Here is a 25221-nt window from a genome sequence, read left to right as displayed (position 1 = left end):
CTCCCCACGCGAGCCCGCCACCGACCGCGAGCCCGCCACCGACCGCGAGCCCGCCACCGACCGCGAGCCCGCCACCGCCCGTGGGTCCGCTACCGACCGCGAGCCCGCCACCGCCCGTGGGTCCGCTACCGACCGCGAGTCCACCGCCGCCCGTGGGTCCGCTACCGACCGTGGGTCCGCGACCGACCGCGAGCCCGCCACCGACAGCGAGCCCGCCACCGACCGCGTGCCCGCGACCGACCGCGAGCCCACCGCCGACCGCCAGCCCGCGACCGACGGTGCGCCCGTCACCGACCGCGAGGTCGCAGCCGACCACGACCCCGCTGACGCCCACGAGCCCACCGCCGACCACGAACCCACTGGTGGCCGCGCAAGCGCCCACGACGGACCGGCGGTCGTCCACGACGGGCGCGCGGTCGCCGACGACGGACCCGCAGTCGCCGACGGTGAGGACGCCCCACAGGGGCCACCCGCAGATGACGACGAAAGCCGCACGGGTGGGGCGGGTGGGGGCGTCGGGGCGGATGGCGGAGCCGACGTGGCTGTGGATCAGCCGACCGCCATCTTCCGGGCCCCCCGGCCCCCCGCCGTCGACCAGCCCACCACCATGCTCAAGCTGGGCGACGCCGTTCCCAGGGACGCGGCGCCCGCCAAGGCCGACCCCGCCCCCCAGGACGCCGAGCCCCGCAAGCCCGGCGCCCCCGAGGACGCCGGGCCCGCCGAGACCGACGACCGCCCCGTCCACGACGCCACCCCCACCGGCGCCGACCCCGAGGAGGAGACCCTCCGCGACGAGGGCGCCCACGGAGGCGTCGGCGTGGACGAAGCGGTGCCCCCGGCCGAGCGCACCAGCAAGTTCGTCGCCCTGAAGCCGCTGGTCCAGACCACGACACCCAGCCGCGCCGCGGAGCGCCCGGCGCCGTCCCTCACCCCGGCCGAGGCCACACGCGCCCTCCCGCAGGTCGGCCCGGAGCGCACGACGCAGCAGCCCCTGCCTCCGAAGCCGCCGCTGGACCTGCTGGCGGAGCTGACGAACACGCCCCCGCCGCGCCAGACCCCGGTCCGGACGGTCATCCGCAAGGTCAAGATCTGGACCCCGCTGGTCATCCTGCTGGTGATCGTGTTTGCGGTCGTACAGGCCGTACGCCCGCTCCCCACCCCCACCCTCGCCCTCACCACCGACGCGACATACGCGTTCGAGGGCGACAAGGTCTCCCTCCCGTGGCCCGACGAGGGCCAGGGCTGGATGGACCTCAACGGCATCGGCACGATGGACAGCTTCGGCGAGCAGAAGCCCGTCGCCATCGGCTCCGTCGCCAAGGCGATGACCGCGTACGTCATCCTCAAGGAACACCCGATGAAGCCGGGCGAGAAGGGCGAGACCATCCCGGTCGACGCGAAGGCGGAGACCGAGGGCGGCTACGACAAGGACGGCGAGTCCACGCTCAACACCGTCAAGGAGGGCGACAAGCTCTCCCAGTACGACGCGATCGCGGCCATCATGATTCCGTCCGCGAACAACATCGCGCGTCTCCTCGCCCGCTGGGACGGCAACGGTTCCGAGGCGGCCTTCGTCAAGAAGATGAACGCCGCCGCCAAGGACCTCGGGATGAAGAACACGACGTACACCGACCCGTCCGGGCTGAAGGAGACGACCGTCTCCACCGCCGAGGACCAGGTCAAGCTCGGCAACGAGCTGGTGAAGATGAAGGCGCTCACCGACATCACCAGGCTGCCCGTCTGGTACGACCCCTCGGGCGCCAAGTGGGACAACTTCAACCGTCTCGTCCCCTACAACAACGCCATCGGCATCAAGACCGGGTCCACCACGGCCGCCGGCGGCAACCTGCTCTTCGCGGGAACGAAGGAGGTCGGCGATGAGACGGCGATCGTCGTCGGCGCGATCCTCGGCCAGCACACCCCGCCGATCATCGACACCGTCAACGCGGTCAGCAAGACGGCGATGATCGCCGCCCAGGACGCGGTGACCTCCGACACGATCCTGAAGAAGGGCGATGTCGTCGGCTACGTCGACGACGGGCTCGGCGGCCGGACCCCGGTCGTGGCCACGAAGAACGTCACGGCGGTCGGCTGGGCGGGCAAGACCGTCAAGCTCGAACTCGACGCGAGCGCGGCCATCCCGCACGAGGGCAAGGCCGGCACCGAGGTCGGCAAGCTGATCGTCGGCGACGGCGCGGGCGAGGGCGTAGAGGTCCCCGTGGCCCTCCAGAAGCCCCTCACCGAGCCCGACTTCCTCACGAGGCTGACCCGCGTGAGCTGACCCGCGTGAGCCGACCGGCGGCCGGTCGCGAAGCCGACCGCCCCGAACCCGAGGCGCCCCTTCCGTCACCTGGACGGAAGGGGCGCCTTCGTACGAGTGGGCGCCTCTCCGCTGCTCGCCCCCGCCCGCTACTGCTCCCCGCCCGCTACTGCTCCCCGCCCTCCAGCCCCGCCTTCTCGTCGGCCTCCTTCTCGCACTCCAGGGTCGTCGTCCGGGACGGCCCGCCGTACTGGGAGCTGATCCGGACGTCGCCCGGCTCGTGGACCGTGAGGCGGGTGAACTCGGTGAGGGCGCCGTCGGACTCGCGGTCGGCGGTGAGGCAGCCGTTGTCGGCCCAGAGCCAGGGGGAGTAGGCGACACGGACGGTGATCTCGCCCGCCTTCGGCATGTGGACCACGAGGTTGGCCCCGTCCGCGCTGACCACGGTGGCCGGCCGGTCGACCAGCGGTGTCGCGTTCTTCACCCGGTAGATCTTCCAGTTGGCGTCCTGCCAGACCGGCTCCAGATAGTCCGGCCCGCTGGTCACCAGCGCGTGTTCGAGCTCGGCGGGCCCGTCCGGCTCGCCGTTGACGAGGACGACGAAACCGACGGCCCACTGCGACAGCCACGCCTTGTACGCGGCCGGGGTGAACGCCCCCTCGGGCACCTCGGTCCCGCCGTGACCCTCGTAGAAGAGGCGGCCGCGCTCGACGTCGGCCTGCCGGTTCCAGCCTCGCGCCATGTTGATGTACGGCGCGAGGATGGCGGCCTCACGGTGGTCGCGGGCCGGCACCACCTCGACGCGGGTCTTCCAGGCCCCCAGCCGCTTCAGCTCCTTCACCACACCGTCGGTCTTCACGGCCCACTCGGGCACCTTGGTGTTGGTGACGATGTCGGCGGTCGTCTTGCCGGTCAGCCAGGTCACCGAGAGGACCAGGGCCACCGCGCCGGCCACCGTCCGCCGCCGGGGCGTGAACCAGGACAGGGGCAGACGGCCGTCGTCGGCCGTGCGCGACTCGCCCCGGTGGAGGCAGATCGCCAGCGCGGCCGCCGGTCCCGCCAGTTCCAGGAGACGTTCGACGTTGGTGCCGATGGGGGTCGGGATCAGATAGCAGAGGACCACGCCGAGCGCGTAGATCGCGGCGCTCAGGCGCAGCACCCGCCAGGCGCTCGGCGCGACCAGCACCACCGCCGCGCACAGCACGACCGGCGGCCATATCCGGCTGAAGGCCATCGGCTGCTCGCCCTCGAAGGGGAACAGCAGCGTGGTCACGGCGACGACGGTCACCGGCGGCACGAGCAGCGCCGCCGCCCGGCCCCACTCACGGCACAGCAGATACGCGGCGCCGACCACGAGGAGGAACAGCCCGGAGACGGGGCTCCCCAACGTGGACAGCGTCGCGCACACCGCCGCCACCGCGATGTGCCGCCCGGTACGCCCGCTCACCACCGCCAGCAGGGCGCCCATCGCGAAGGCCGTGCCCAGCATGAACGTGGAGCGGCCGGACACCACCTGGCACCACAGCGAGAACGTCGCCGCCAGCGCGACCGGCACCGGCGCGCGTACGCCCGTCCGGGTGACGACCTCGCCGGCCAGCCAGGAGGACGCGAGCCCCGACACCAGCGTCACGGGGACGACCCCGCACGCCGCCATCAGATACGGCGAGAGCACGCTGTAGTTCGCCGCGTGCAGTCCCCCGTACCAGAACAGGTTGACCGCGGAGTCCGGGTACGTCTTCGCGAACTCCGCCCACGCCACCTGGGCCGCCAGATCGCCGCCGCCGGTCGCGAAGACCGCCCACCACACGAAGTACAGCGGCAGGGCGCACAGGGCGGCCGTGAGCGGCACCCGGTGGCGTTCCCGCCACGGCTCGCGCGACGGCGACGGCCCGTCGGCACGCGAGACGGGTCGTCGTGGGGTCAGCTCGGCAAAGGCCACTGCGGCTCTTCCGTTCCGTTCGACTCGGGCGGGCGGGTGGTGTGCGTTTGTCGGTGTAGACGCTAACCACCCGCTGACAGTTGGCCGACAGGACCTGCTCGATCCGGTACGGCCGTAGGGAAAGCCCTCGGCCGTACCGGTACTGCACGGCTCAGGATGTGACTACTGCACGGCTACTGCACCGCTACCGCGCGGCTACTGCTCGGCTGCTACACGGCTGCTACACGGCTCAGGATGCGACCGGGAACGCCACGTCGCACACCGGGTCCTCGGGGCCCGCCGCCGCCCAGTCCGCGAAGTAGATCTCACGGCACGGGCCGGTGACCCGCAGCCCCCGCGCGGCGATCCACCGCTCGACCGCCTCGAACGCCGCCAGGATCTGCGGATGCGCCACCTGGGCCTTGCTGATCCGGGTGTACGCGAGGCGCGCCGCCGGCTCCACGCGCACCCCGGTCTCCCAGGCCCGCCCGTGTGCGGCGGCCCAGGCGCGCGCGGCGCCCTCGTCGGCCACCGGCACACACGACTCCGCGGGCCCGTCGCTCTCCATCGACACCTCGGAGTGGTACACCACGAACGGCGCCCCGACGCCGCCGCCGCAGGCCGCCGCGCCCTTCTCCAGCCGTCCGAGCGACGCCCCGATCCACGCGGGCAGTTCGTCCGCGAGGGTGTGCCGTGACTCGGTCAGCACCACCTGTGGGGCGATGTCGACCGTTTCCACCGTGAAAGTCCCGTACGTCTCCGCCATGTCCGACTCCGTTTCCGACAACCGTCCACGGAGGTAGGCGACCAGGGTCCGCTGGGACGCGAACCGCTCCTCGGCCCCGGCCCAGTACCCGGCCAGCCGTTCGGCGGCCCGCGTGCCGTCCCGCTCGACGAGGCCCACGATCTCGGCGATCCGCGCGAGAGGCATGTCGAGCTGCCGCAGCAGCGCCACCGTCCGGGCACGTTCGACCTGCTCGGCCCGGTAGTACCGGTAGCCGTTCACCTCGTCGACGTACGCCGGAGGGAGCAGTCCCAGCCGGTCGTACAGCCGCAGCGCCTTCGCCGACAGCCGCGCACGGGCGGCGAAGGCGCCGATGGTGAGCAGGTCGTCCCTGTCCATGGGGGTCATTGGTGCATCCTCCGTCACCGGGCGCCCTCCGCCCGGCGAGAGGGACGCTGCCCCTTGCCCCAGGGGCAAGGTCAACGGCGGCCCTGGAGTCGACATGCCCTCGCGGGCGTCAGCCGAGGGCCTTCTCCACGGCGGCCACCAGCTCCGCCGACTCGGGCTCGGTCTGCGGCGAGAAGCGCGCGACGACCGAGCCGTCGCGGCCGATCAGGAACTTCTCGAAGTTCCAGCGGATGTCACCGGTGTGGCCCTCGCCGTCCGCGTGGTCCACGAGCCGCTCGTACAGGGCGTGCCGGCCCTCTCCGTTGACCTCGACCTTCTCGGTCATCGGGAAGGTGACGCCGTACGTCGCCGAGCAGAACTCCGCGATCTCCTCGGCCGAGCCGGGCTCCTGCCCGAGGAACTGGTTGCACGGCACGCCGAGCACGGTGAAGCCCTGCGCGGCGTAGCGGGCCTGGAGCGCCTCAAGGCCCGTGTACTGGGGGGTGAGGCCGCACTTGGAGGCCACGTTCACGACGAGGACGGCCTGGCCGGCGTACTGGGCGAGGTTCGCGGGGCCGCCCTTGAGGGCGTCGATCTGCACGTCCAGGACGGAGGGGGTGGCGTTGTCAGTAGTCATAAACGGATGCTATCTCCGGTACCGCACGCCCCCTCCGGGCGGGTTCACGCCCCCCCCGGCCGGCCTGGAGGAGCACCTCTCCGGCCGCCGTGCGCACGTACAGCACCGAGCGCCCGGCCCGCCCGCGCCGCACGAGACCGGCGTCCAGCAACACCTTCAGATGCCGCCCGACGGACCCGAGCCCCTGCCCGGTGAGGGCGCAGAGCTGAGTGGTGCTCATGGGCGAGTCGAGAAGCACGAGCACCCGCAAGCGGGCCTCGCCGAGGAGGGGGGAGAGGGGCGAGGGGACGACGGGGGCGATCCCGGGGTCGGAGAGGACGCCCGAGCACGGGTAGACCACGGCGTACCGCTCGCGCTCCTCCCACGCCACCCACCCCGTGCGCTGGGGCGTGACCGGCACGAAGAGCAGCCGTGCCCCGGAGATCTCGCGCGGCGGGTACTCGTGCAGATTGACCTGGAGCCGGTTCTCGCCGAGCCACCGCATCCCCGGTCGCATCGCGTCCAGCACGGCCGCCCAGCCGCCCTGCCCCAACCGCGCGGTCCGGGCGAGCACATCGGCCTCCAGTACGCGCCGCCGCCGCTCCCAGTACGGCCGTACGGCCTCCTCCCACACCTGGGTGAGGAGGTCGGCCGCACGGTCGGGCAGGTCGTCCCGGCGCAGGGCGGCGGGCAGCGGGCCGCGCAGGGAGACGGTGAGATGGGCGCGGGCGGCGGCCGGGTCGGCGCCCCGGACCCGGGCGATCTCGGTGGCGAAGGTCTCGTGCTCGCGCGGGGTGGGGGTGAGGAAGTCGGCGATCCACTCCTGGCCGAGCCCGGCGCGGATCAGCAGGGCGGTGAGCGGGTCGGCCGCCAACGCGGCGCGGTAGGCCGGGAGATGGACCCGTAGCCAGGTCTGCTCCCCGGGGTGCGTGCCCGTCCCGGCGTGCAGCATCTTCAGACTCGCGAACGTCTCCGCCAGCGGCGAGACGACGAACCGGCTGCCGGCGAGGGTGTCGGCGTTGACCTGCCACCAGCCCATGCGTCACCCCCGGGATCCGACGATTGCGACCCCACCGCTCCGTCTCCCGCACCACCATCCGGGCCCGGACCGACCTTTCGCGTGTGCGCGAAACATTACGGGAGACGAGCGACGCCCCCTCAGGCTCGTTCTCCATGCGCGGCTATCGATCCCTCTTCCGTACCAGGGAGTTCACCCCTCTCTTCGTCTCCTCCTCGCTCCAGGTCGCGGCCTCCACGATCGGCGGACTTGCCCTCGGCACCTCCGTCTACGAGGCGACCGGCTCCCCCCTCCTGTCCGCCCTCAGCATGTTCGGCCCGTCCCTCGCCCAGGTGGTCGGCGCGACGACCCTGCTCTCGGCGGCGGACCGGCTGCCCCCGAGGGCGACGCTGACGGGCCTGGCCGTGGTCTTCGCGACGAGCACGGCGGTGCTGTCGCTGCCCGCCCTGCCCCTGTGGACGGTCTTCGCCGTGATCGCGGCCCAGGGCCTGGTCGCCTCCCTCGGCGGGGGAGTCCGCTGGGGCCTGCTGAACGAGATCCTCCCCGGCGAGGGCTACCCGCTGGGCCGCTCGCTGTTCAACATGCTGCACGGCCTGACACAGATCGCCGGATACGCGACGGGCGGCGCCCTGGTGGCCCTCCTCTCCCCGGCGGTCACGCTGCTGGTCTCGGCGGCCCTGTACGCGGCGGCGGCCCTGTGCACCGCGCTCGGTCTGAGCCGCCGCGCCCCACGCGCCGCCGGCCGCCCGTCCGTCACCGAGACCTGGCGCACCAACGCCCTCCTGTGGTCGTCCGCCCCACGCCGCCGCCTCCTTCTGGGCCTGTGGATCCCCAACGGCCTCGTCGTCGGCTGCGAGTCACTGTTCGTCGCGTACGCACCCGACCGCGCGGGCCTCCTCTTCGCGTGCGCGGCGCTCGGCATGCTCGTCGGCGACGTGACCGTGGGCCGCCTGCTCCCGCCCCGGACACGCGACCGCCTGGCCACCCCGCTGCTCCTGCTCCTGGCGACGCCGTACCTGCTGTTCGCCCTCCACCCGCCGACCCTCGTCGCCGCCACCTGCGCGACCCTCGCCTCCGTCGGCTTCGGCGCGAGCCTGGTCCAGCAGCGCCACCTCCTGACCCTGACCCCACCCGAACTCACCGGCCACGCCCTGGGGTTGCACTCGGCGGGCATGCTCACCTGGCAGGGCCTGAGCGCGACGCTGGCGGGCAGCCTTGCCCAACTCACCACCCCGGCAACGGCGATGACCCTCCTCGCCGCGGCCTCGGCGACGGCGACCCTGACCCTGTGGATCACGTCGCGAGGCGACCGAGCCCTCTACACCCCGCCGATACCCGTCTCCTGACGGCCCACGGCCCACGGCCCACGGCTCACGGCCCTCGGGCCACGGCCGACGACCCCTCCGCTCCCGCCCGTCCTGGCCGGACGGAGCGGGAGCGGGGCGTCCCCCTCTTCATCGGCACGAGGGGCACGGCTTCCCGGACGGGAAGGTCCCGGCGCTCGGGGCGCCTGTGGTCTCCATCATGCGGGCCGTCGGTCCGGGCACCCGGAAATGGGGGAACTTCGCCCCGAAAGCCTGTACTGCCACGCGTTTCGCGGCTGATGTGCGCTGGGGGGCGGTACCTTGCGCGCTGTCGTACGGCTGCCGCATTGTTCCGCGATTCCCGGATGCCGTGGCGTCAGGGGCGGCGGGCCCAGCATGCTGACGTCCGGCTCCCCGATGACGCGCCGGCACCGCCGAGGGGGCCTCTCGGACGTACGTATGTCTCGGAAGGTACCGATGTCCAGAAGGCAAGTCTTATCCGTCATCGTGTTGTTGACGGTCCTCGGGTGGAGCGTGGTGCTCGTCGCCGTCGGGGAGACGGCCGCGGCCGCCGCCGCGGTCCCCGCGCTCGTCGTGAGCGCGGAACAGGTCGTGACGTCGATGACCACCGCCACGGCACGGGTGCCCGTGCCGAACGGCGACCCCCTGCGCGCACCGGGTGACGAGGAGCGCCTCGGGTGACCCCGCCGTCCCTGTCGCGGCGGCCCGGAGGGGGCGCGCCGGCGGGCAAACGGGGCCGGAAGCTGGGTCCGATAGCGGAGGGCGTGGGCCGGGCGCACCGGGCCTGGCTGGAGCCCCTGCGGATCCGGTTCCTGGCCAGCGGTCTGACGATCAGCGAGCTGAGCGACCGGTCGGGCTGGGCCAAGTCGAAGATCTCCGAACTGCTGCGCGGCGCGGGCCGTTACCCGCGCTGGGAGATCACCCACGGTCTGCTGGACGTCCTCGACCTGCCGGCCTGGCCGATGCGGCGGCTGTGGACGGCCGCCGCGCTGGAGGCGCGGAAGAAGCCGGACTGGATAGACGGCTGCATCCAGAGCCGCCGGGACCAGCAGCGCCCGAACCGTCCGCCCGGCCCCGGCGCGGTGCTGTCGGGCGGCCCGGCCGTCCCCCCGCTGGAGCACCGCGCGTTCACCGAACTCAACCGCGCCGCCTATCTCGCCTACGCCCGGCTCTTCGTGGGCGAGGACGAGGCCCGTGAGGCGGTCTCGGAGACGTTCGACGTGCTGTGGTTCCGCTGGGACGAGGCGCTGGCCAGTTCCGACGTGGTGCCGTTCGCGTGGTCGGTGCTGCGCGGGAGCGTCATGGCCCGGGCCCGCCACGCGGACGGCCACCCCGAGCTCGCCCGTACCGCCTTCGACACCGTCGCCCTGAGCCTGCTGTCGACGCCGGCGGCACGGTTCGCGCAGATCGAGGAGTCGATGTCCCTCTTCAGGACCATCAGCCGGCTGCCCGCCCATCAGCTGGACGTCATGGTCCTCACGTATCTGCGCGGCATGGACCACGCGGCCGTGGCCGACGTCCTGGGCGTCCCGATCGCCTCGGTCCACACGGCCGACCGCTACGCCCGCAAGACGCTGAGCGCAGCTCTCCACCCCCAGAACGCCCTGGGAGAGACCCCGGAATGATGCCCACCCCGATATTTCCGACGCCCCCGACGTCCCCGATGGACGCCCTCCTCGCCCGAGCCCTGCTCCTGGAGGAGCCGCACGCGCCGCACGACGTCGTCCCCGGCGTCCGGCGTCCCGACGCCCTGCTGCCGTTCCCCGGTCCGCACGACGACCGTACGAGCACCATGGCGGCCCGCGATCTGCGCACCCTCTGCGAGACGGTCCTGACCCACACCACCCTCCGGGCCCTCCAGGACTTCGTGACCGAGCATCTGCCGGAGCCGCCGGGCGCGCGCGTCCTCGGCTGCATCCTCCAGCTCGCCGACGCGGGCGACAGCGCCCGCTCCTGGTGGCAGTACGCGGCCGGCGCCGGTGACGACCTCGCCTCGTACTGCCTCTACCTCCACCATCTGATCCTGGGCGACACGGACGCGGCGGCCTGGTGGCGCGGCCAGACGAACATCGCCACCCGCCCGGCCCCCGAACCCCTGACGGCCGTCCCGGACCCGGGCATCCCCACCGCGTACGACGCCAGTTTCCCCACCGTCCTGCGCGCCCTCACCCACCTCGACCGCGCCGCCCCGCCCCGCCGCACGGAACTGGTCGACGCCGTCATGCACTACGTCCCCGGCGCCGTCGCCCTCGGCTACGTCGACAATCCCGACTTCGAGCTGCCTCTGCCGGGCCCCGACTTCGCCGAACACATCAGCATCCTCGTCGCCGCCGCCTCGGCCGCGGCCTCCTGGATGACGCCCCCGCCCCTGCACCCCACCTCCCCCCGCCTGCCCCGCCGCCCCCGGGAGTCCTCCGACTCGGGCCCGCCGGCCCACGGCTGAGACGGTGGCCTTCAGCGCGGGGCCGGGGGCGTGGTGGGTGGGCTGGGTGAGGTCCGACCATGTGCCCGGTCCCGGGCCGGTCTCACGACTGGTACGGCTGCTGCTGCGGCTGGCCGGACGACCGGCCGCCGTGCGCGCCGGCGCTCTGCTCCTGGAGCCGCTCGGCCTCCTCGGCGCTGACCTTGTGCTCGGCGCCGCAGAAGGTGCACTGCGTCTGGTACTTCGTCGAGAGCGGGATGAGCGGCACGAAGAACAGCGTGAACTTCGTGACCCGCTTCCTGAGCGTGTGCGCGGCGGGGTTCCCGCACTGCCCGCACACCAGCGTCAGTATCGCGAGCTGGTACAGGTATCCCTTGGTGCCGAAGATGATGAACATCTGATCCTTCCCGGGGGTGCCCTATCGACGCACCGCGCGCGCTGCGCGCACGATACGCACTGCCCTCAAGTGTGCCCGTCCCTCACTTCTTCACGTCGCCGGTGAAGATCGCTTCCTCGGAGTCCCAGTCGGGGGAGACCTCGACCTGGAGGAACGTTTCGCTCTTGGGCAGCTCACAGGCCCACGGAACGGTGAGGGAGCGTCCGGCGAGGATACGGGTGTCGGGGAGTCCGTCGAGGCCGTCGTCGTAGATCGCCTCGCCCTCCTTGCCCTGGTCGCCGTAGGCGCAGTTCACGGTCAGCTCGTTGGCGTCGACCGTGGCGTCGGACCCGTTGGTGATCTTGATGCTGAACTTGACGTACGGCGTGCGCTCGGGCACGGCGTACTCGCTGGACACCCCACGCCTGAACCCGGAGAGCGCGACCTCGACCTCGCTGTCGTAGACCACCTCGTCGTCGAGGGCGAAGACCCCGTCGTCGTCGGTCGCGGTGTCGCTCGCGTCCTCGGAGGAGTCCTCGGTCCCGTCGCCGCTGTCGTCGCCGCCGTCGCCCGTGCTGTCGTCGCCGGTGGTGTCGGCGTCCTCCGCCGCGACCGTCTTCGTGACGGTGACCGTCGGCGCGGGCGAGGCCGAGCCGTCGCCGTCGTTGGTCACCACGATGCCCGTGCCGATGACACTGGCGACGACGGCGACGGCACAGCCGACGATGATCAGGTTCGTACGGTTCCCGCTCGGCGGCTTCGGCGGCTGCGGAGGTATCGGCGGCCCGAATCCCGGCATGGGCGGTGGCGTGATGTCGTGGCTCATTGGTCCCCCCACGGTGGTGCAGTTGAAGGGTGAATCATCCCGTACGTACGCCGTTTTTTGGAGGGGGTGTGGCTGGATCGTGATGGCGCTGTGGAGGCGGTGCCCGCCGGGGACTCGCTCCCGGCCGTACTCGCCGGTGCCCCCGCGGATCACGCCGCACCGGAACTCCCCCCTGGGGTCGCCCGGCGTGTAACCAGAGAGGCACGCCGGGGCCCGCCGGGGTCCCCCTCCGGATCGATGTGGCCGGGACCCCGCTCGGGGAGGCTGGACGTCAGGACCAGCGAGAAGAGGGAAGCCGCGATGGAAGCGATCAAGGAGCCCGACTGGAACACCGTGGGCATTCTGGGGGCGGCCCGAGGCGCCCGGTCGGGCAGCGGGGGCGCTCTCGGCACCGAGCATCTGCTCGCCGGCATCACCACGTCCAAGGGGCCCGCGCGCGAGGCACTCGCGAGCGAGGGGGCGACGAAGACGGCCCTGCTGGCGGTGCTGCGGCACCGGCAGGACCGGGAGGCGGCGTGGAGCGCCGCCGACGACCCGGAGGCGAGCGTCGACGCGCGGGAGGTGCTGGGCGAGAGCGACGGCCGGAGCGACCGATTCACGGGCGCCGCGGCGAAGGCGCTGACCGCGGCGATGCGCCACGCGGAACGGGAGGGCGCGGCGAAGTTCGGCGCACCTCATCTGCTCCGGGCCCTGCTGGACGAGGACAACCGGGCGGTGGAACTGCTGGGCGCCTGCGGTATCACTCCCCGGGCCGTACGAGCCCGCCTCGACGGCAGCGGCGACGGCACCGGGGACGGCACGACGGGCGGCGGCCTGACCCCTCTCCTGCACGGCACCCGCGACCGGCTCCTCGGCCGCGACCACTACCGCAACCTGCCCTTCTGGAAGCGGTGGCTCATCAAACGCTCCGGCATCAACTGGGCGTCGCGCCCGTCCCGTTGGGTGGACATGGAGGCCCACGAGCTGGCGCACCGCCTGGGCGCCGACACGGTCGGCACGGAACACGTCCTCCTGGCGGTCCTCGCGACGCACGAGGTCGCGTCGCACCACCCGCATCTCGCGGAGGAGAACGCCCCCACCCCCGACCTCCGCTACACGGGCGGCGAACGCCTGACCGCCCTCGGCCTCGACTACGCCGCGGTCCACCGGGCCCTGGCGGGAAGCGACCGGGTCCGCCTGCTCCCCGACCCCCACCCCCTCACCCACTACCTGGCCGCCCCGACCCCCACCCCCACGGACGACCTTCCACCCGACCCGGGCACGGGCCCCGTGGTCGAGTCCCTGTTGAACGGACCAACCCGGGCCCACCAGCTGATCACGACCCTGACGGCCCCACCCGCCGCCTGATCAACAGCCGTCGACCGCCTGCCGGCCACCCGTGAACCCCCGTCGCTCGCCGCCCGCTCGTGAGGCTGCGCGAGACTGTCCCCGTGGCACACGAAACACCTGACGACGCGAAGGCCGCGACCATGGCCGTCCTCTTCGACCCCGAACCGGAGAGGTGGGGCCTGCGCGGCGATCCGCACCTGTGGCGGGCCATGCGCGCCCACCTGTCGCACACTGAGGTCCCGCCGTCGTACGACGAGGCCACCGCCCTGCTGCTGGCGACGTTCGACGAACTCACCGCCCTCGACCGAGCCGAGGCCGAGACGCCGGCCGTCTACCGGGAGCAGTACGCCCACGGCGGGATGTCCAGCGGCATGATCCACCTCGACACATGGCGTACGAGCCTGCTGCCCCTGCTCGCGGAGCGGGCCCGGGCCCTGACGGGGTAGTGACCGCGGTCAGCCGCCGAAGGCGGGGGCGTTGTCGCGTGCCCAGTCGGCGAAGGTGAGCGCGGGTCCCTGCGACCTTCCCCCGCGACGAGGCAGCACCCCCGCTTGTGGCATCTCCGAACAGCCGGGCCCGGTGAGTCGTGGGTCACACATGTCCGTGTCACAGGGCATCGGGCTGTCTCGTCCCAGGGGGTGTAGCCACCGACGAGCACGGAGGAGAACGAGATGGACGCTCGACTGAACTACTTCGCCAGCCCGACCGCCGCGAAGGCACTCAAGCACCTCATGGCGGCGGGCAGGACGCTCAAGGAGTCACCGCTGCCGGCCGAGACCCAGGAACTCGTGGCCCTGCGCGTGAGCCAGATCAACGGCTGCGCCCTCTGCATCGACATGCACACCAAGGAGGCCGCCGCGGCCGGCGAGACCTCCGTACGGCTGAACCTGGTGGCGGCGTGGCGGGAGGCCACGGTCTTCACCGAGGCCGAGCGGGCCGCGCTGGAGCTGGCCGAGCAGGGCACCCGCGTCGCGGACGCCGCCGAGGGCGTGAGCGACGAGGTCTGGGCACGTGCCGCGAAGCACTACGACGAGGAGCAGCTCACCGCCCTGGCGGTCCTGGTCTCCTTCATGAACACGGCGAACCGGCTGAACATCATCGCCCGGCAGCCGGCCGGCGACTACGAGGTCGGCCAGTTCCACTAGGGGACGGCGACACGGCGCGATCAGGGCGCCATCGAGTCGCGAACGGGGCGCGAACAGGGCGCGAACAGGGCGCCATCAAGTCGACATCAAGGGGGATACGGCGTGCACAAGGTCGAGGAGTTCGAGGAACTGCGGCCCCTGCTGTTCTCGATCGCCTACCGGATCCTGGGCAGCGTGAGCGAGGCCGAGGACGCGGTGCAGGAGACGTGGCTGCGCTACGACGGCTCGACGACCCTTCCCACCTCGGTCAAGGCGTTTCTGTCCACCACGGTGACGCGGATCTCGATCGACGTACTGCGCTCGGCGCGGATGCGACGGGAGGAGTACGTCGGGCCGTGGCTCCCCGAGCCCCTGCTGAGCGATCCGTACCAGGATCCGGCGCGCTCGGCCGAACTGGCCGACTCGGTGTCGATGGCGGCGCTCCTGCTGCTGGAGCGGCTCAGCCCGCTGGAGCGGTCGGTGTTCGTGCTCCGGGAGGTGTTCGGTTTCGGGTTCGATGACATCGCCTCGGCGGTGGGGCGTTCGGAGGCGGCGTGCCGACAGCTTCTGGTACGGGCACGGCGGCACATGCAGGCCGGGCGGCCGAGGTTCGAAGCGGACCGTCAGGAGCGGCAGGAGTTGGCGACGAGGTTCTTCGAGGCCCTTCACGAAGGTGATGTGGTCGGCCTGCGGGATCTGCTGGCCGCCGACGTGCAGTTGGTCGGGGACGGCGGCGGCAAGGCCCCGCAGCTGGCCAGGGCCGTCGCCGGTGCCGAGAACGTGGCCCGGCTGCTGGCCTCCGTCTTCCCGCTGCTGGCCAGGATCGACGTGACGTGCGAGCCGCACGAGGTCAACGGCCAACCGGGCGCCGTCTTCCGCGACCGGGACGGCAAGGTCCTGCACACCCTGGCCCTCGACGTGCTGGACGGGCAGATCCAGACCATCCGCTCGGTGATCAACCCCGACAAGCTGGGCCACCTCGGCCCGGTCGCCGACGCCTGGGCCATCGACGGCGAGGTGAAACGGGCCCGCAGACAGATGAGGTGACCCGGCACCGGCGAGGGTTCCTCACCGGACGAACCACCTGATGGACCACCCGTCGGAGCAGGCGCTTCATCCGGGACCCAGGTGCCCGCCCCCTGACGGCCGGCCCACCCCCCTCGACCCGCCCGCCCTCTGACGACCAGCCTGCCCCTGAACGACCCGCTCGGCCCCGGACCATGATCGGTCCGGGGCCTTCGCGCCGGCGCCCGCCGATGCCTTCGCCCGCCGCCCGAACCGCAGGACCGACGGGCCGACGGGCCGGCGCCCGGCGGGTTCAGCGGTTGGGGCCGAGCGGGTGGCTGAACCCGTGGTCGGAGATGAGCCCCGCCGCTTCGGAGAGGTCCGCCGCGAACCGTTCGACGGCCTCGTAGGGGAAGCGGTGGCTGGGGCCGCTGAGGGAGAGGGAGGCGATGCCCCGGCTGGAGCGGCTGGTGATCGGGACGGCGCGACGGTGACGGCGGGGGTGGCGTGGCGACCGCGGTCAGGCCCTCGTCCCATTCGCTGCTGCTGACCGCGTAGCCGCGGTCCGCCGCCTCCTGAGCTGGCGTGCGCAGTTCCTCCGCGTACGCCTCGCCGTGCGGGGAGGAGGCCGCGACCCGGTGCAGCAGGGTGTCGGAGGCGTCTCGCAGGAGGACCTTGGAGGAGGCGGCCGCCCACAGGGGCTGCTCGTCACCGATGTCGACGACATGGCGCAGCGGGTGCGGGCTCTCCTCGTGGGCGACGCAGACTCGCCTGAGATCGCGGGCGACGAAGACGTTGACCGTCTCGCCCAGCCGGCCGGCGAGGTCACGCATGACCTTGCGTGTCTCGCGCGGCACCTCCCATTGGCTGCGGGCCAGATAGGCCCAGCGCCACAGGCCGGGGCGGGCGATGTAGTCGGCCGGGTCCGACCACAGCAGGCCGCTCTCCTCCAGGGTCTGGATCAGGCGCAGCGCGGTCGTCTTGGCCAGTCCGGTGGCGTCGGTGATCTCGCGCAGGGTGATAACGGGCCGGTCCTCGCCCAACAGGTTCAGGATTGCCCGTTGCCCGCCCCGGGGCGGTGATCGAGGCCCGCTTCCCCTGCACGAGTCCCAGAAGGCGTTCGCCGGCGCAGCCGCCCGCGCCGGGAAACCTGGATCAGCATCCACGACACCGACACCGACACCGACACCCCGGCCGCTGATGGGAGCGTTCGGGGGACCGACGCCAGCGGCCCGGCCGCCGACGGGAGCCGGCATGCTAAAGCCGCACCTGGACCGCTACGCGCCGGGGGCCCGGTACTGGACTTGCCCGGCTTTGCGCAGGGCATCCATGGTTTCGTCGACGCTCAGGAGAACGGCCGTCTCGAACGAGCTGAGTGCGCCGCCTCCGCTGATCGCCAGGGCGACCGCGGCCATGGAGACGTTGTCGGGGGCCTCCCACAAGTTGTAGCCGTCGCGGGTGCCGAACGCGTACCAGAAGCCGTGCAGCTTGCCGCCGACGGACTCGATGTACGACTGAGCGGCCTTTGCGCGGTCCTCGGGGTGGCCGATGAGCCTCGCCCACGTCTCCGGCGTGTAGCTGAACCTTGATAGATAGAGCGGCATCATGTCTCCCTTTCGTCCCAGCAAGGGATGCCCCCGCCGGGTGAGACACGCCTCCGAGGCCGCGCGTATCTCCCCCGAACGGCCGGGATGATGACTGACTTGGGAAGCTCAGAGCCTCTGGGGGCTGCTTCAGGCCCGACCTGCGGCGACGGGACGCAGACGCGGCGTAGACGATCGGTTGGTTCCCCGCTGTTCCCCGTGGTTCTCCGCACGATCTGGCACGCGTATGGCACGAGTCATTCGTTGTCGCACCGCTCCAAGACCAGCGCCGCGGAACCTTCTTCGAGCCCGTTGTGCTCCTCCAGGTGGAGATGGGCGCCGTTCGGTGTGCCGTCCTGGGCACCCTGCGGTGATCCGCCCACTGCCCACCCGGATTGCCGTTGAACCCGCCACCTGCTGCCCTCCCTGGCCGGGAACCCGGTCAGGGAGGGCGCGTGCGGGCGGTCTGCCCGGTGGCCGGCTGCGGTGAGCTGCGGGTTCGTCACTTCCAGATGGATCCCAGGTGCCAGGCCCGCAGCTGGTCGAGGGTGGTGGTGCCGCCCTCGGCGAAGACCTCGACGCCGGTGCTGGAGGGGTCGGGGAGGATCTGGTCGGTGATCACGGCTTCGCCGTTGCCGCCGAAGACCTCGACGGACGACGCGTCGACGAGGACGCGCAGCTTGACCTTGCCGTTCTTGGGCTTGAGGGGTGCGGTCTCGATGCCGGTGGAGAAGAGGTTGTGGAAGTCCACGGCGCCGGAGCGGGAGCGGTCGACATACAGCTCCTGCGTCGTGGCGTCGTACCCGATCACGGTCTCCTCGCCACCCGCGCCGGTGCGGACCCTGAGGCCGAACCGCTTGGCGTCCTTGAGGGAGAAGGTGGCCTCGATGTCGAGTGTCCTGCTCTTGGCCGTGCGGCTGAGCAGGGGCTTGGAGGTGTTCTTGACGGTGACGCCGGAGGCCGTGGCCGGGCGCTTGTTCCGCAGGGACTCCAGGTTGCCCACCGGCTTGCTGGTCAGTCGGGTCCGGCCGTCGATCGTGCGCAGGGCCATTTCCCGGGGGATGCTCTGTGCGCCGCGCCAGGGGGCGGTGGGGACGGAGCCGGCGTAGTCCCAGTTGTCCATCCAGCCGATCATGTAGCGCTTGCCGCCCGGGGCGTTCTCCCAGGACACGGCCGCGTAGTAGTCCTTGCCGTAGTCGGTCCAGTCGGCCCGTTGCAGGACGGACTTGGCCGGCTTGTCGGCGGTGGTGAACTGGTCGGCCATGACGTGGCCCCAGCCGCCGGTGTTCATGTCGACGACCTGGATGCGTGCGTTCTTGCCGGCGTAGGGGCGCAGGTCGAAGGACGCCCAGTCCAGGGTCTCGCTGTCGGTGCCGGTGGCGGTGCGGACGACCTTGCCGTCGATGATCAGGTTGACGGAGGTCTCCGTGGAGACGCGTGGGGCGGTGGTGTCGGAGAGCACGATGTGGTCGACGTTGAGGTGGCCCCAGCCGCCGGTGTTGTCGTCGACGATCCTGATCCGTGCCTTCTTGCCCGCGAGGTCGCCGACGTCCCAGGAGGCCCAGTTGAGCGCTTCGGCGTCCTTTCCGGTGGCGCTGCGGACGACCTGGCCGTCCACGAGGAGCTCGATCGCGGTGGGGTGGTCGGAGCCGGCCGGGTGGTTGCCGCCGCCGATGAGGAAGTTGATGTGCTTCTTGTCGAGGGTGAACTCGGGCGAGGTGAGGGTGCCGGTGGTGGAGTCCCCGTTCAGGAAGGTGTTGACCAGCCCGTCTCCCAGGAAGCCGGAGACCTGGCCCTGGTCGGGGAGGGTGCCGGCGGCCGGTGCGGTGCCGAAGGCGTCCCCGGTCGCCGTCCAGTCGCCGTACGTGCCGCCCTCGAAGTCGGCCAGGACCGTGCCCTCGGGCGGCGACGCGCCCAGAACGGTTCCGGCTTCGTGCGGATGCCGCCCGCCACCGATCTTGAAGTTCAGGTAGGGGCTGTCGACGGTGAAGGAGGGAGAAGTGAGGATGCCGGTGGCGCCGTCACCGCCGTGGAAGCTGTTGGCGAGGCCCTTGCCCTCGAAGCCGGTGACAGCCCCCTGCCAGTCGACGGACCCGGTGGCCGGTCCCTGTCCGAAGGCGGTTCCGGTCGTCGTCCACTCACCGAAGCCCGCACCCTCGAAGCCCTGCATCACGGTGCCGGTGGGCGGGGTGTAGGTGCCCTTGTCCTCGGCGGTGAATTTCTCGCCGTCGAAGTCGCCGATGAAGTACTGCGAACCGGAACCGCCCGCGATTCCGCCGGGGTTGAGGTTCACGACCAGGACCCACTTGATGTTCTTCTTGTCCCCGTCGACGGCGAGGGGGAACAGGTCGGGGCACTCCCACACTCCGCCCGTCGCGCCGGTGGGTCCGAACTCGCTGAGCAGGCTCCAGTCCTTGAGGTTCTTCGACGAGTAGAACTGCACCTTGTGCTCTTTGGACAGCGAGACCGTCATGAGCCAGCTCTTGGTGGGCGCGTACCACTGCACCTTCGGGTCGCGGAAGTTCTCAGAGCCGATGTCGATGACGGGGTTGCCCTGGTACTTGGTCCAGGTGCGGCCGCGGTCGGTGCTGTAGGCGAGGGACTGGGCCTGCTTGCCGCCGTCCTTGTAGGCGCTGGTGTAGATCGCGACCATGGGCGGGTTCTTCTTCGTGCCGAAGCCGGTGGTGTTGTTCACGTCGACGACCGCGCTGCCGGAGAACACCATCTCCTCGGCGTCGTGCGACAGAGCGAGCGGCAACTCCTCCCAGTGCACGAGGTCCCTGCTCACCGCGTGCCCCCAGGACATGTCGCCCCAGGAGTTGCCGTTCGGGTTGTACTGGTAGAAGAGGTGGTACTCGCCCTTGTAGTACACGAGACCGTTGGGGTCGTTCATCCAGTTCTTCTCCGGCGTGAAGTGGAACTGGGGTCTGTAGGTCTCGGTGTACGGCGGCGGGTCGGCGGCGACGGCCTGGGGCGCGAGCGGGGCCGCCGACAGGGCGCAGACGGTCGCCACCGCCGCCATCAGCCGCATGCGGGCAGGCCGGGATACGCGTGCAGAGCTCATGGTGACTCCTTGTCCCGCGGACCGTCCTCGCAGCGGTGACTGCGGCCCTGGCGCGGGCGGATCGAATGTGGCAATCCAGCGACGGCGACGTCCACGCAGCCGACTGGGTGTCATCGTTGACTTATGTCATCGATGACAGCGAGTGCCCGATTATGAAGCGCGATCAGGCCAGTGCGTCAACGGTTCTGACGTGATTGCTCCGATACGAGCCCGCGCTTCCGGGGCGCCGCCGGCGCTCGCGAACTGGGCCCAAGCGGCGAGGGGGGAGCCTCTCAGGCCGCAAACAGGCAGGTCAGAGCCTATCGCGTCGAGTGCCTGCCCATCGCCTTCCGTGGCATCGGTGAGGCTGAGGCCGGCCGGCGAAGCGATTTGTTTCCGATGTGTTGACCCGTCGGGGCTCTCGGTGCTTCACTTCCGGAACCGGTACCGAAACCGGTTCCGGAACCGCTTCCGGTACCGGTTCCGAGGGTCGCTGTACGATCGGCCCTTCGGCGCGGGAGGACATCTTCCGCCTCTACCGGGAGAGAAGGGAGGTGACATGGGAGTCACTATCGCCGACGTGGCCACGCGGGCCGGAGTGAGCAAGACGACGGTCTCGCGGGTGCTGAACGGCAAGGGCGAGATCAACGAGAACACCGTCTTGAGGGTCCGCCAGGCGATTTCGGACCTGGGCTATGTGCCGAGCGCCGGGGCCGTGGGGCTCGCCCGCGGCACGACGCAGATGATCGGCATGCTGGTCCCTGACATGGCCTGGGCCTGGGCCGGCATCGTGCAGGCGGTCGTCGAGACGCTGGAGACCGAGGGCTTCGGTCTGCGCATGCTGACCTGGAACCGCGGTGAGGAGTCACTGCGCAGACTGGGGCTGCAGGTGGCCGCCAAGTCGTTCGACGGTCTGCTGGTGATAGAGCCCGAGGGAGCCCTGGGCTACATCACGGAACTGCACGAAGCAGGGCTGCCGATGGTGCTGATAGACGACCGATTTCACCGGCCTGGCTTCCCTTACGTGGCCACCACCAACAGGGAGGGCGGTGAACAGGCGGCACGCCATCTGCTGGACATCGGCCGTCGTCGCCCTCTGGTGGTGACGGGCCCCGAGGGGTTCGGCTGTACCGAGGAACGGCTGGGCGGCTTCGCCGACGTCTACGCGCAGGCCGGGATCGAGCTCGACCGGCGCAGCATCGTCTGCGGCGACTTCCTGTTCGACACCAGCCGGGCCGCGGTCGCGAAAGCGATCGAGGACGGTGTGGAGTTCGACGCGGTCTTCGGGCACAACGACCCCTCGGCGGCGGGTGTGCTCGCGGCCCTGAACGAGGCCGGCCTGCGTGTTCCGCGGGACGTGGCCGTGGTGGGGTTCGACGACGTCGAGATCGCGTCGTACACCTGTCCGGCACTGACCACCATCCGCCAGCCGATGCGGGAGATGGGGGAGGCGGCGGCCCGTCTGCTGCTGGACCACGTACGCAGATCCCCGGAAGCCGCCACCTCGCGCATCATTCCCACCAGCCTCGTGGTGCGTGGCTCGACCTCAGGGCCGAGCGCGAACTGACGCGCCTCACCGCGATGCGCCCCGGACGTCGGCGCTTCGTGGCCGGGCGGTGTGTCGCCCCCGCGTGACACACCGCCCCTGTCTTCCAGACACCTCGGCGGACCTTCTCCGCCTCACCCTCCTCACAACTCCCGGCGGCTGCGCCTGCGTTCACGCTGCACCGCCCCTCCGCACCCTCCTTCTCGCGCGTTCCTGATCCGGGACACCGATCGATGCGCCGGGCACACCCCGCCCGGCCGCCACCCCACTCCGCGTCGGACTCTCCAGTCGCGATCCGCGTCGTGCGTCCGACCGTGAATGCCTCTCTCGCACCCGGCCCCCACTTACGGGCCGACCCGGCCGAACACCCGTGCCCTCCCGCTCTCCGCCGCTCGCCGGCCCACTCGCTTCCGTATCGCTCACTGGCAAGGAGCCGCACCCATGCGTATATCGACCCGTCACGCTGTCAGAACCGCCCAGGTCCTGTCCGTCACCGTCACGGCAGCCCTCGTGGCCACCGGCTGTGGCCGGAGCGAGGACTCCGGCCCCGCCAAGGACGCCCCGGCCGAGATCGGTGCGGGCAAGGCCAAGGGGACGGTGGTCATGTGGAACATGGGCGACATCGAACCTGCCCTGAAGGACCTGGCCGAGAAGTTCGAGCAGGAGAACCCGGACGTCGACGTCAAGATCACCGCGGTCCCGTGGGACGGCGCCCACGACAAGCTGACCACCGCGATAGCCGGCGGCAACACACCGGACATGTCCACGATCGGGAGCACCTGGATGGCCGAGATGGCCGCCATGAACGGCTTCCAGGCCACCCCGACGTCGATCAAGTCGTCGGACTTCTACCCCGGCCAATGGGACACCACCAAGTACAAGGACACCTCCTACGGTGTCCCGTTCACCGCCGACACCACAGTGGTCTACTACCGGACCGACCTCACCGAGAAGGCCGGCATCAAGGGCGCCCTGGCCGGCGACCGGGAGGGATATCTGAAGGACCTCAAGGCCATCCAGGCCACCGCCGGGAAGCAGAACCCCAAGCTGCGCCATGCCGCCGGGCTGGTGATGGGCTTCAACTCCTGGGTCTTCTGGGTGCCGATGGTCTGGCAGCAGGGGGGTGACATCTACGACGCCGAGACCGGGAAGTTCACCTTCGACACGCCCGAGGTGGCCAAGGCGCTGGAGTACTGGGCGACCGTCCCGAAGGACGGCCTGGCGCCGACCGACAGGTCCGACGGCGTGCAGGGCTTCCGGGACGGGCTGATCGCCACCTATCAGCAGGCCGCGTGGGCCGGTGCCAGCTTCCACAAGGACGCCCCGGAGCTGGACGGCAAGTGGAAGACCATGCCGGTGCCGTACTCCGAGCAACCGGCCGGGTTCGCCGGCGGCACCGACCTGGCGGTGTTCAAGGAGGCCGAGAACCCCGACGCGTCATGGAAGTTCGCCCGGTTCCTGACCGAGCCCGCCAACCTCGCGGCCTATGTCAAGGCCACCGGCGGCCTGCCTGCTTCGCCCCAGGCGTGGTCGGACGGGAACCTGAGCGCGGACGAGAACATGAAGCCGTTCGACGAGCAGCTCAAGGTCAGCAAGGCGCCGCCCGCCATCACGACCTGGCAGCAGATCGCCGACGCCATCGACTCCGAACTGGAGAAGCTGGCCCTCGGCAAGGCCACCGTCGCCGAGGTGCAGAAGGCGCTGCAGTCCAAGGCCACCAGCATCGGCACCGGCCGCTGAGCGCCACCGCCATGAGCAGCCCTCGTACGGACGGATGACATCCATGTCCACGAAAACGCTCCCCGGGCGGGGCGACACCAACCAGCGGAGCACCGCGGGGCCGGAGCGGAGTGCCGGACGCCGGCACTTCCCGCTCCGGGGCAAGGCACGCGGCAGGCAGGCCCGGGCCGCCTGGATCCTCGCCGCGCCCTTCCTCGCGCTGTTCGCGACCTTCATGCTGTTGCCGTTGGTCTGGTCGCTGCTGATGAGCCTGACCGACACCAGCAGCGCCGACCTGCGCACACCGCTGAACGTGTCGTTCATCGGCCTCGACAACTACGTGCGGCTCTTCCAGGACGAGCAGTTCTTCACGGCCCTGCGCAACACGGCCGTGTTCGTCCTGGTGGCCCTGCCGCTGACGCTGGCCGCCGGGCTCGCCGCGGCGGTCGCCCTGGATCGCGGTATCCGGCGCTTCCGGGCCGTCTTCCGGGTCGGCTTCTACCTGCCGGTGATCACCAGCATCGTGGCCGTCGCCGTGGTGTGGAAGACGCTCCTCGAACCTCGCGCGGGCCTGGTGAACCTCGTTCTGGGCTGGTTCGGGATCGACGGACCGGCCTGGCTGGCGGACACCCGCTTCGCTCTGCCCGTCATGATCGTGATGGCGGTGTGGCGCAACCTCGGCACCGTCATGATCATCATGCTGGCGGGTCTGCAGTCCGTTCCCCAGTCCCTGATGGAGGCCGCCGAACTCGACGGCGCCGGCGCCTGGCAGCGGTTCTGGCGGGTCACCTTCCCGCTCCTGCGTCCGGCCCTGCTGCTGACCGCCGTGACCACGGGCATCGGCTATCTGCAGTTCTTCGACGAGCCGTTCGTGATGACCGACGGAGGACCGCTGGACTCCACCCTGTCGGCCACGTTGTACGCCTACAAGCAGTTCGGCAACGGCAACTACGAGATGGCGTCGGCCGCCAGCTACGTCATCTTCGTCCTCATCGTGGCGCTGACCGTGCTGCAGTTCCGCGTGCTGCGAGACAAGGACTGACGACCCATGAGCACCCTCTCCACTCTCTCCACGCCACACCCGGACACAAACCGCGTGCTGCGGCGCCGCCGCGTCCGCCGGACCTGGGGCCAGCCCTGGCTGTACCTACCGCTCGCCGGCGCACTGCTGCTCATGATCGCGCCGTTCCTGTGGATGCTGTCCGGCTCCTTCAAGCCCGAGGCCGACATCCGCAGAGTGCCGCCCGTACTGATACCCACGGCGCCCACGACCAGCAACTACGGTGAGCTGTTCAGCAGGCTCGACTTCACGAGCATGTTCGCCAACTCCGTGACCGTCGCCCTCGCCGTCACCGCGGGCAACCTGATCTTCTGCTCGATGCTCGGATACGCCCTGGCCAAGCTCGAGTTCCGCGGACAGCGCGCCGTCTTCCTGCTGGTCATGGGAACGCTCATGATCCCCGGCCTGGTCACCTTCGTACCGCTGTACGTGCTGGTGGCCAACATGCAGCTGACCGGCTCCCTGCTCGGGCTGATCCTGCCGTTCCTAGCCGGCCCCTTCGGGGTGTTCCTGATGCGGCAGTTCATCTCCACCCTGCCCGACGAACTCATCGACGCCGCGCGGGTGGACGGCTGCCGCGAACTGGCCATCTTCTGGAAGATCATCCTGCCGCTGACCAAGCCGGCCCTCGCCACCCTCGGGATCATCACCTTCCTCGGCTCCTGGAACAACTTCCTGTGGCCGCTGGTCGTGGCCCAGAACGAGAGCCAGTACACCCTTCCCGTCGGCCTCGCCCTGGCCAGCAGCGGCCAGTCCTTCACCCGCTTCGGCATCCTGCTCGCCGGCGCCGTGGTCGTGCTGCTGCCGGTGATGCTCGTCTTCCTCGTCTTCCAGCGCCAGTTCGTGGCTGGCATCGCCACCACCGGCCTGAAGTGACCTCCCGGCGCCCCGCCGCCGGACATCGACTCACCGCCCCTCACCACTCATCACTGGGAGAACA

22 protein-coding genes and 1 pseudogene are annotated in these 25221 nt (G+C 71.1%); 13 read left to right on the top strand and 10 right to left on the bottom strand.

The features are described 5' to 3' along the window. The coding region (locus tag HW837_RS30545; RefSeq protein ID WP_237270447.1) for a D-alanyl-D-alanine carboxypeptidase at positions 1–2281 on the top strand (2281 nt) is incomplete at its 5' end. Positions 2282–2426: 145 nt separating this feature from the next. On the opposite strand, the gene HW837_RS30540 is transcribed toward HW837_RS30545, so the two are convergent. From HW837_RS30540 to HW837_RS30525, 4 genes are all read right to left on the bottom strand, one after another. Further along, positions 2427–4109 (bottom strand): hypothetical protein, encoded by a 1683-nt coding sequence (locus HW837_RS30540; protein ID WP_045556153.1) that lies wholly within the window; start codon positions 4107–4109, stop codon positions 2427–2429. 319 nt (positions 4110–4428) lie between these two features. Next, positions 4429–5310 (bottom strand): MerR family transcriptional regulator, encoded by an 882-nt coding sequence (locus tag HW837_RS30535; protein ID WP_390623583.1) that lies wholly within the window; start codon positions 5308–5310, stop codon positions 4429–4431. A 109-nt stretch (positions 5311–5419) separates the two neighbouring features. Further along, the gene (locus HW837_RS30530; protein ID WP_045556155.1) at positions 5420–5926 is read right to left on the bottom strand and encodes a glutathione peroxidase; all 507 of its coding nucleotides are present in this window, start codon (positions 5924–5926) and stop codon (positions 5420–5422) included. Then, a complete protein-coding gene (locus tag HW837_RS30525; protein ID WP_193380368.1) occupies positions 5916–6944 on the bottom strand; it encodes an ArsR family transcriptional regulator in 1029 nt (342 codons plus the stop codon). The genes HW837_RS30530 and HW837_RS30525 overlap by 11 nt, the downstream gene beginning before the upstream one ends. A gap of 134 nt (positions 6945–7078) precedes the next feature. Between HW837_RS30525 and HW837_RS30520 the strand changes: the two genes are divergently transcribed. The 4 genes from HW837_RS30520 (at position 7079) to HW837_RS30505 (ending at position 10691) form a co-directional block, all read left to right on the top strand. Continuing rightward, positions 7079–8269 (top strand): MFS transporter, encoded by a 1191-nt coding sequence (locus HW837_RS30520; RefSeq protein ID WP_193380417.1) that lies wholly within the window; start codon positions 7079–7081, stop codon positions 8267–8269. 471 nt (positions 8270–8740) lie between these two features. Continuing rightward, positions 8741–8929, top strand: a complete 189-nt coding sequence (locus tag HW837_RS30515; RefSeq protein ID WP_143110795.1) for a hypothetical protein — start codon at positions 8741–8743, stop codon at positions 8927–8929. Then, positions 8926–9873, top strand: a complete 948-nt coding sequence (locus tag HW837_RS30510; RefSeq protein WP_045556158.1) for a sigma factor-like helix-turn-helix DNA-binding protein — start codon at positions 8926–8928, stop codon at positions 9871–9873. Before HW837_RS30515 ends, HW837_RS30510 begins: the two co-directional genes overlap by 4 nt. Next, complete coding sequence (locus HW837_RS30505; RefSeq protein ID WP_143110794.1) at positions 9870–10691, top strand: hypothetical protein; 822 nt, start codon at positions 9870–9872, stop codon at positions 10689–10691. The genes HW837_RS30510 and HW837_RS30505 overlap by 4 nt, the downstream gene beginning before the upstream one ends. 82 nt (positions 10692–10773) lie before the next feature. Here HW837_RS30505 and HW837_RS30500 read toward each other — a convergent pair whose 3' ends face one another. Further along, a complete protein-coding gene (locus tag HW837_RS30500) occupies positions 10774–11067 on the bottom strand; it encodes a zinc ribbon domain-containing protein (RefSeq protein WP_045556159.1) in 294 nt (97 codons plus the stop codon). Between the two features lie 82 nt (positions 11068–11149). Next, positions 11150–11872 (bottom strand): hypothetical protein, encoded by a 723-nt coding sequence (locus tag HW837_RS30495; protein ID WP_193380367.1) that lies wholly within the window; start codon positions 11870–11872, stop codon positions 11150–11152. 300 nt (positions 11873–12172) lie between these two features. Here HW837_RS30495 and HW837_RS30490 point away from each other — a divergent pair, with 300 nt between their 5' ends. The 4 genes from HW837_RS30490 (at position 12173) to HW837_RS30475 (ending at position 15372) form a co-directional block, all read left to right on the top strand. Next, the gene (locus HW837_RS30490; protein ID WP_193380366.1) at positions 12173–13219 is read left to right on the top strand and encodes a Clp protease N-terminal domain-containing protein; all 1047 of its coding nucleotides are present in this window, start codon (positions 12173–12175) and stop codon (positions 13217–13219) included. A gap of 83 nt (positions 13220–13302) precedes the next feature. Then, complete coding sequence (locus HW837_RS30485) at positions 13303–13647, top strand: hypothetical protein (protein WP_196789312.1); 345 nt, start codon at positions 13303–13305, stop codon at positions 13645–13647. A 225-nt stretch (positions 13648–13872) separates the two neighbouring features. After that, positions 13873–14346 carry a carboxymuconolactone decarboxylase family protein gene (locus HW837_RS30480; protein WP_060886596.1) on the top strand — a complete coding sequence of 158 codons (474 nt, stop codon included), beginning with the start codon at positions 13873–13875 and terminating at the stop codon, positions 14344–14346. Between the two features lie 102 nt (positions 14347–14448). After that, on the top strand, positions 14449–15372 hold the full coding sequence (locus tag HW837_RS30475) for an RNA polymerase sigma-70 factor (RefSeq protein WP_193380365.1): 924 nt from the start codon (positions 14449–14451) through the stop codon (positions 15370–15372). Positions 15373–15893: 521 nt separating this feature from the next. Here the strand turns inward: HW837_RS30475 and HW837_RS50450 are convergent. The 4 genes and pseudogenes from HW837_RS50450 to HW837_RS30460 all read right to left on the bottom strand — a co-directional run. Next, positions 15894–16586: pseudogene (locus HW837_RS50450) on the bottom strand (IclR family transcriptional regulator); the annotation flags it as partial. 21 nt (positions 16587–16607) lie between these two features. Beyond that, positions 16608–16934, bottom strand: a complete 327-nt coding sequence (locus HW837_RS30465) for a GYD domain-containing protein (protein ID WP_193380415.1) — start codon at positions 16932–16934, stop codon at positions 16608–16610. 236 nt (positions 16935–17170) lie between these two features. Next, on the bottom strand, positions 17171–17296 hold the full coding sequence (locus tag HW837_RS50445) for an Imm32 family immunity protein (protein WP_419583498.1): 126 nt from the start codon (positions 17294–17296) through the stop codon (positions 17171–17173). A 119-nt stretch (positions 17297–17415) separates the two neighbouring features. Then, positions 17416–19977: a GH32 C-terminal domain-containing protein gene (locus HW837_RS30460; protein ID WP_193380364.1), complete on the bottom strand. Its 2562-nt coding sequence runs from the start codon at positions 19975–19977 to the stop codon at positions 17416–17418. Between the two features lie 538 nt (positions 19978–20515). Here HW837_RS30460 and HW837_RS30455 point away from each other — a divergent pair. The 4 genes from HW837_RS30455 (at position 20516) to HW837_RS30440 (ending at position 25157) form a co-directional block, all read left to right on the top strand. Then, a complete protein-coding gene (locus tag HW837_RS30455; protein ID WP_193380363.1) occupies positions 20516–21523 on the top strand; it encodes a LacI family DNA-binding transcriptional regulator in 1008 nt (335 codons plus the stop codon). Between the two features lie 420 nt (positions 21524–21943). Next, positions 21944–23242, top strand: coding sequence for an extracellular solute-binding protein (locus tag HW837_RS30450; RefSeq protein WP_193380362.1), 1299 nt, complete (start codon positions 21944–21946; stop codon positions 23240–23242). A gap of 34 nt (positions 23243–23276) precedes the next feature. Next, on the top strand, positions 23277–24263 hold the full coding sequence (locus HW837_RS30445; protein WP_193380361.1) for a carbohydrate ABC transporter permease: 987 nt from the start codon (positions 23277–23279) through the stop codon (positions 24261–24263). A gap of 6 nt (positions 24264–24269) precedes the next feature. Next, positions 24270–25157, top strand: coding sequence for a carbohydrate ABC transporter permease (locus HW837_RS30440; protein ID WP_193380360.1), 888 nt, complete (start codon positions 24270–24272; stop codon positions 25155–25157). Positions 25158–25221 lie beyond the last annotated feature (64 nt).

Origin of the sequence: Streptomyces caniscabiei (assembly GCF_014930365.1) — a bacterium.
GTDB classification, from domain to species: Bacteria; Actinomycetota; Actinomycetes; order Streptomycetales; family Streptomycetaceae; genus Streptomyces; species Streptomyces caniscabiei.
Note: the sequence above shows the minus strand (reverse complement) of the source record. Positions and strands in the feature narration are given on the sequence as shown.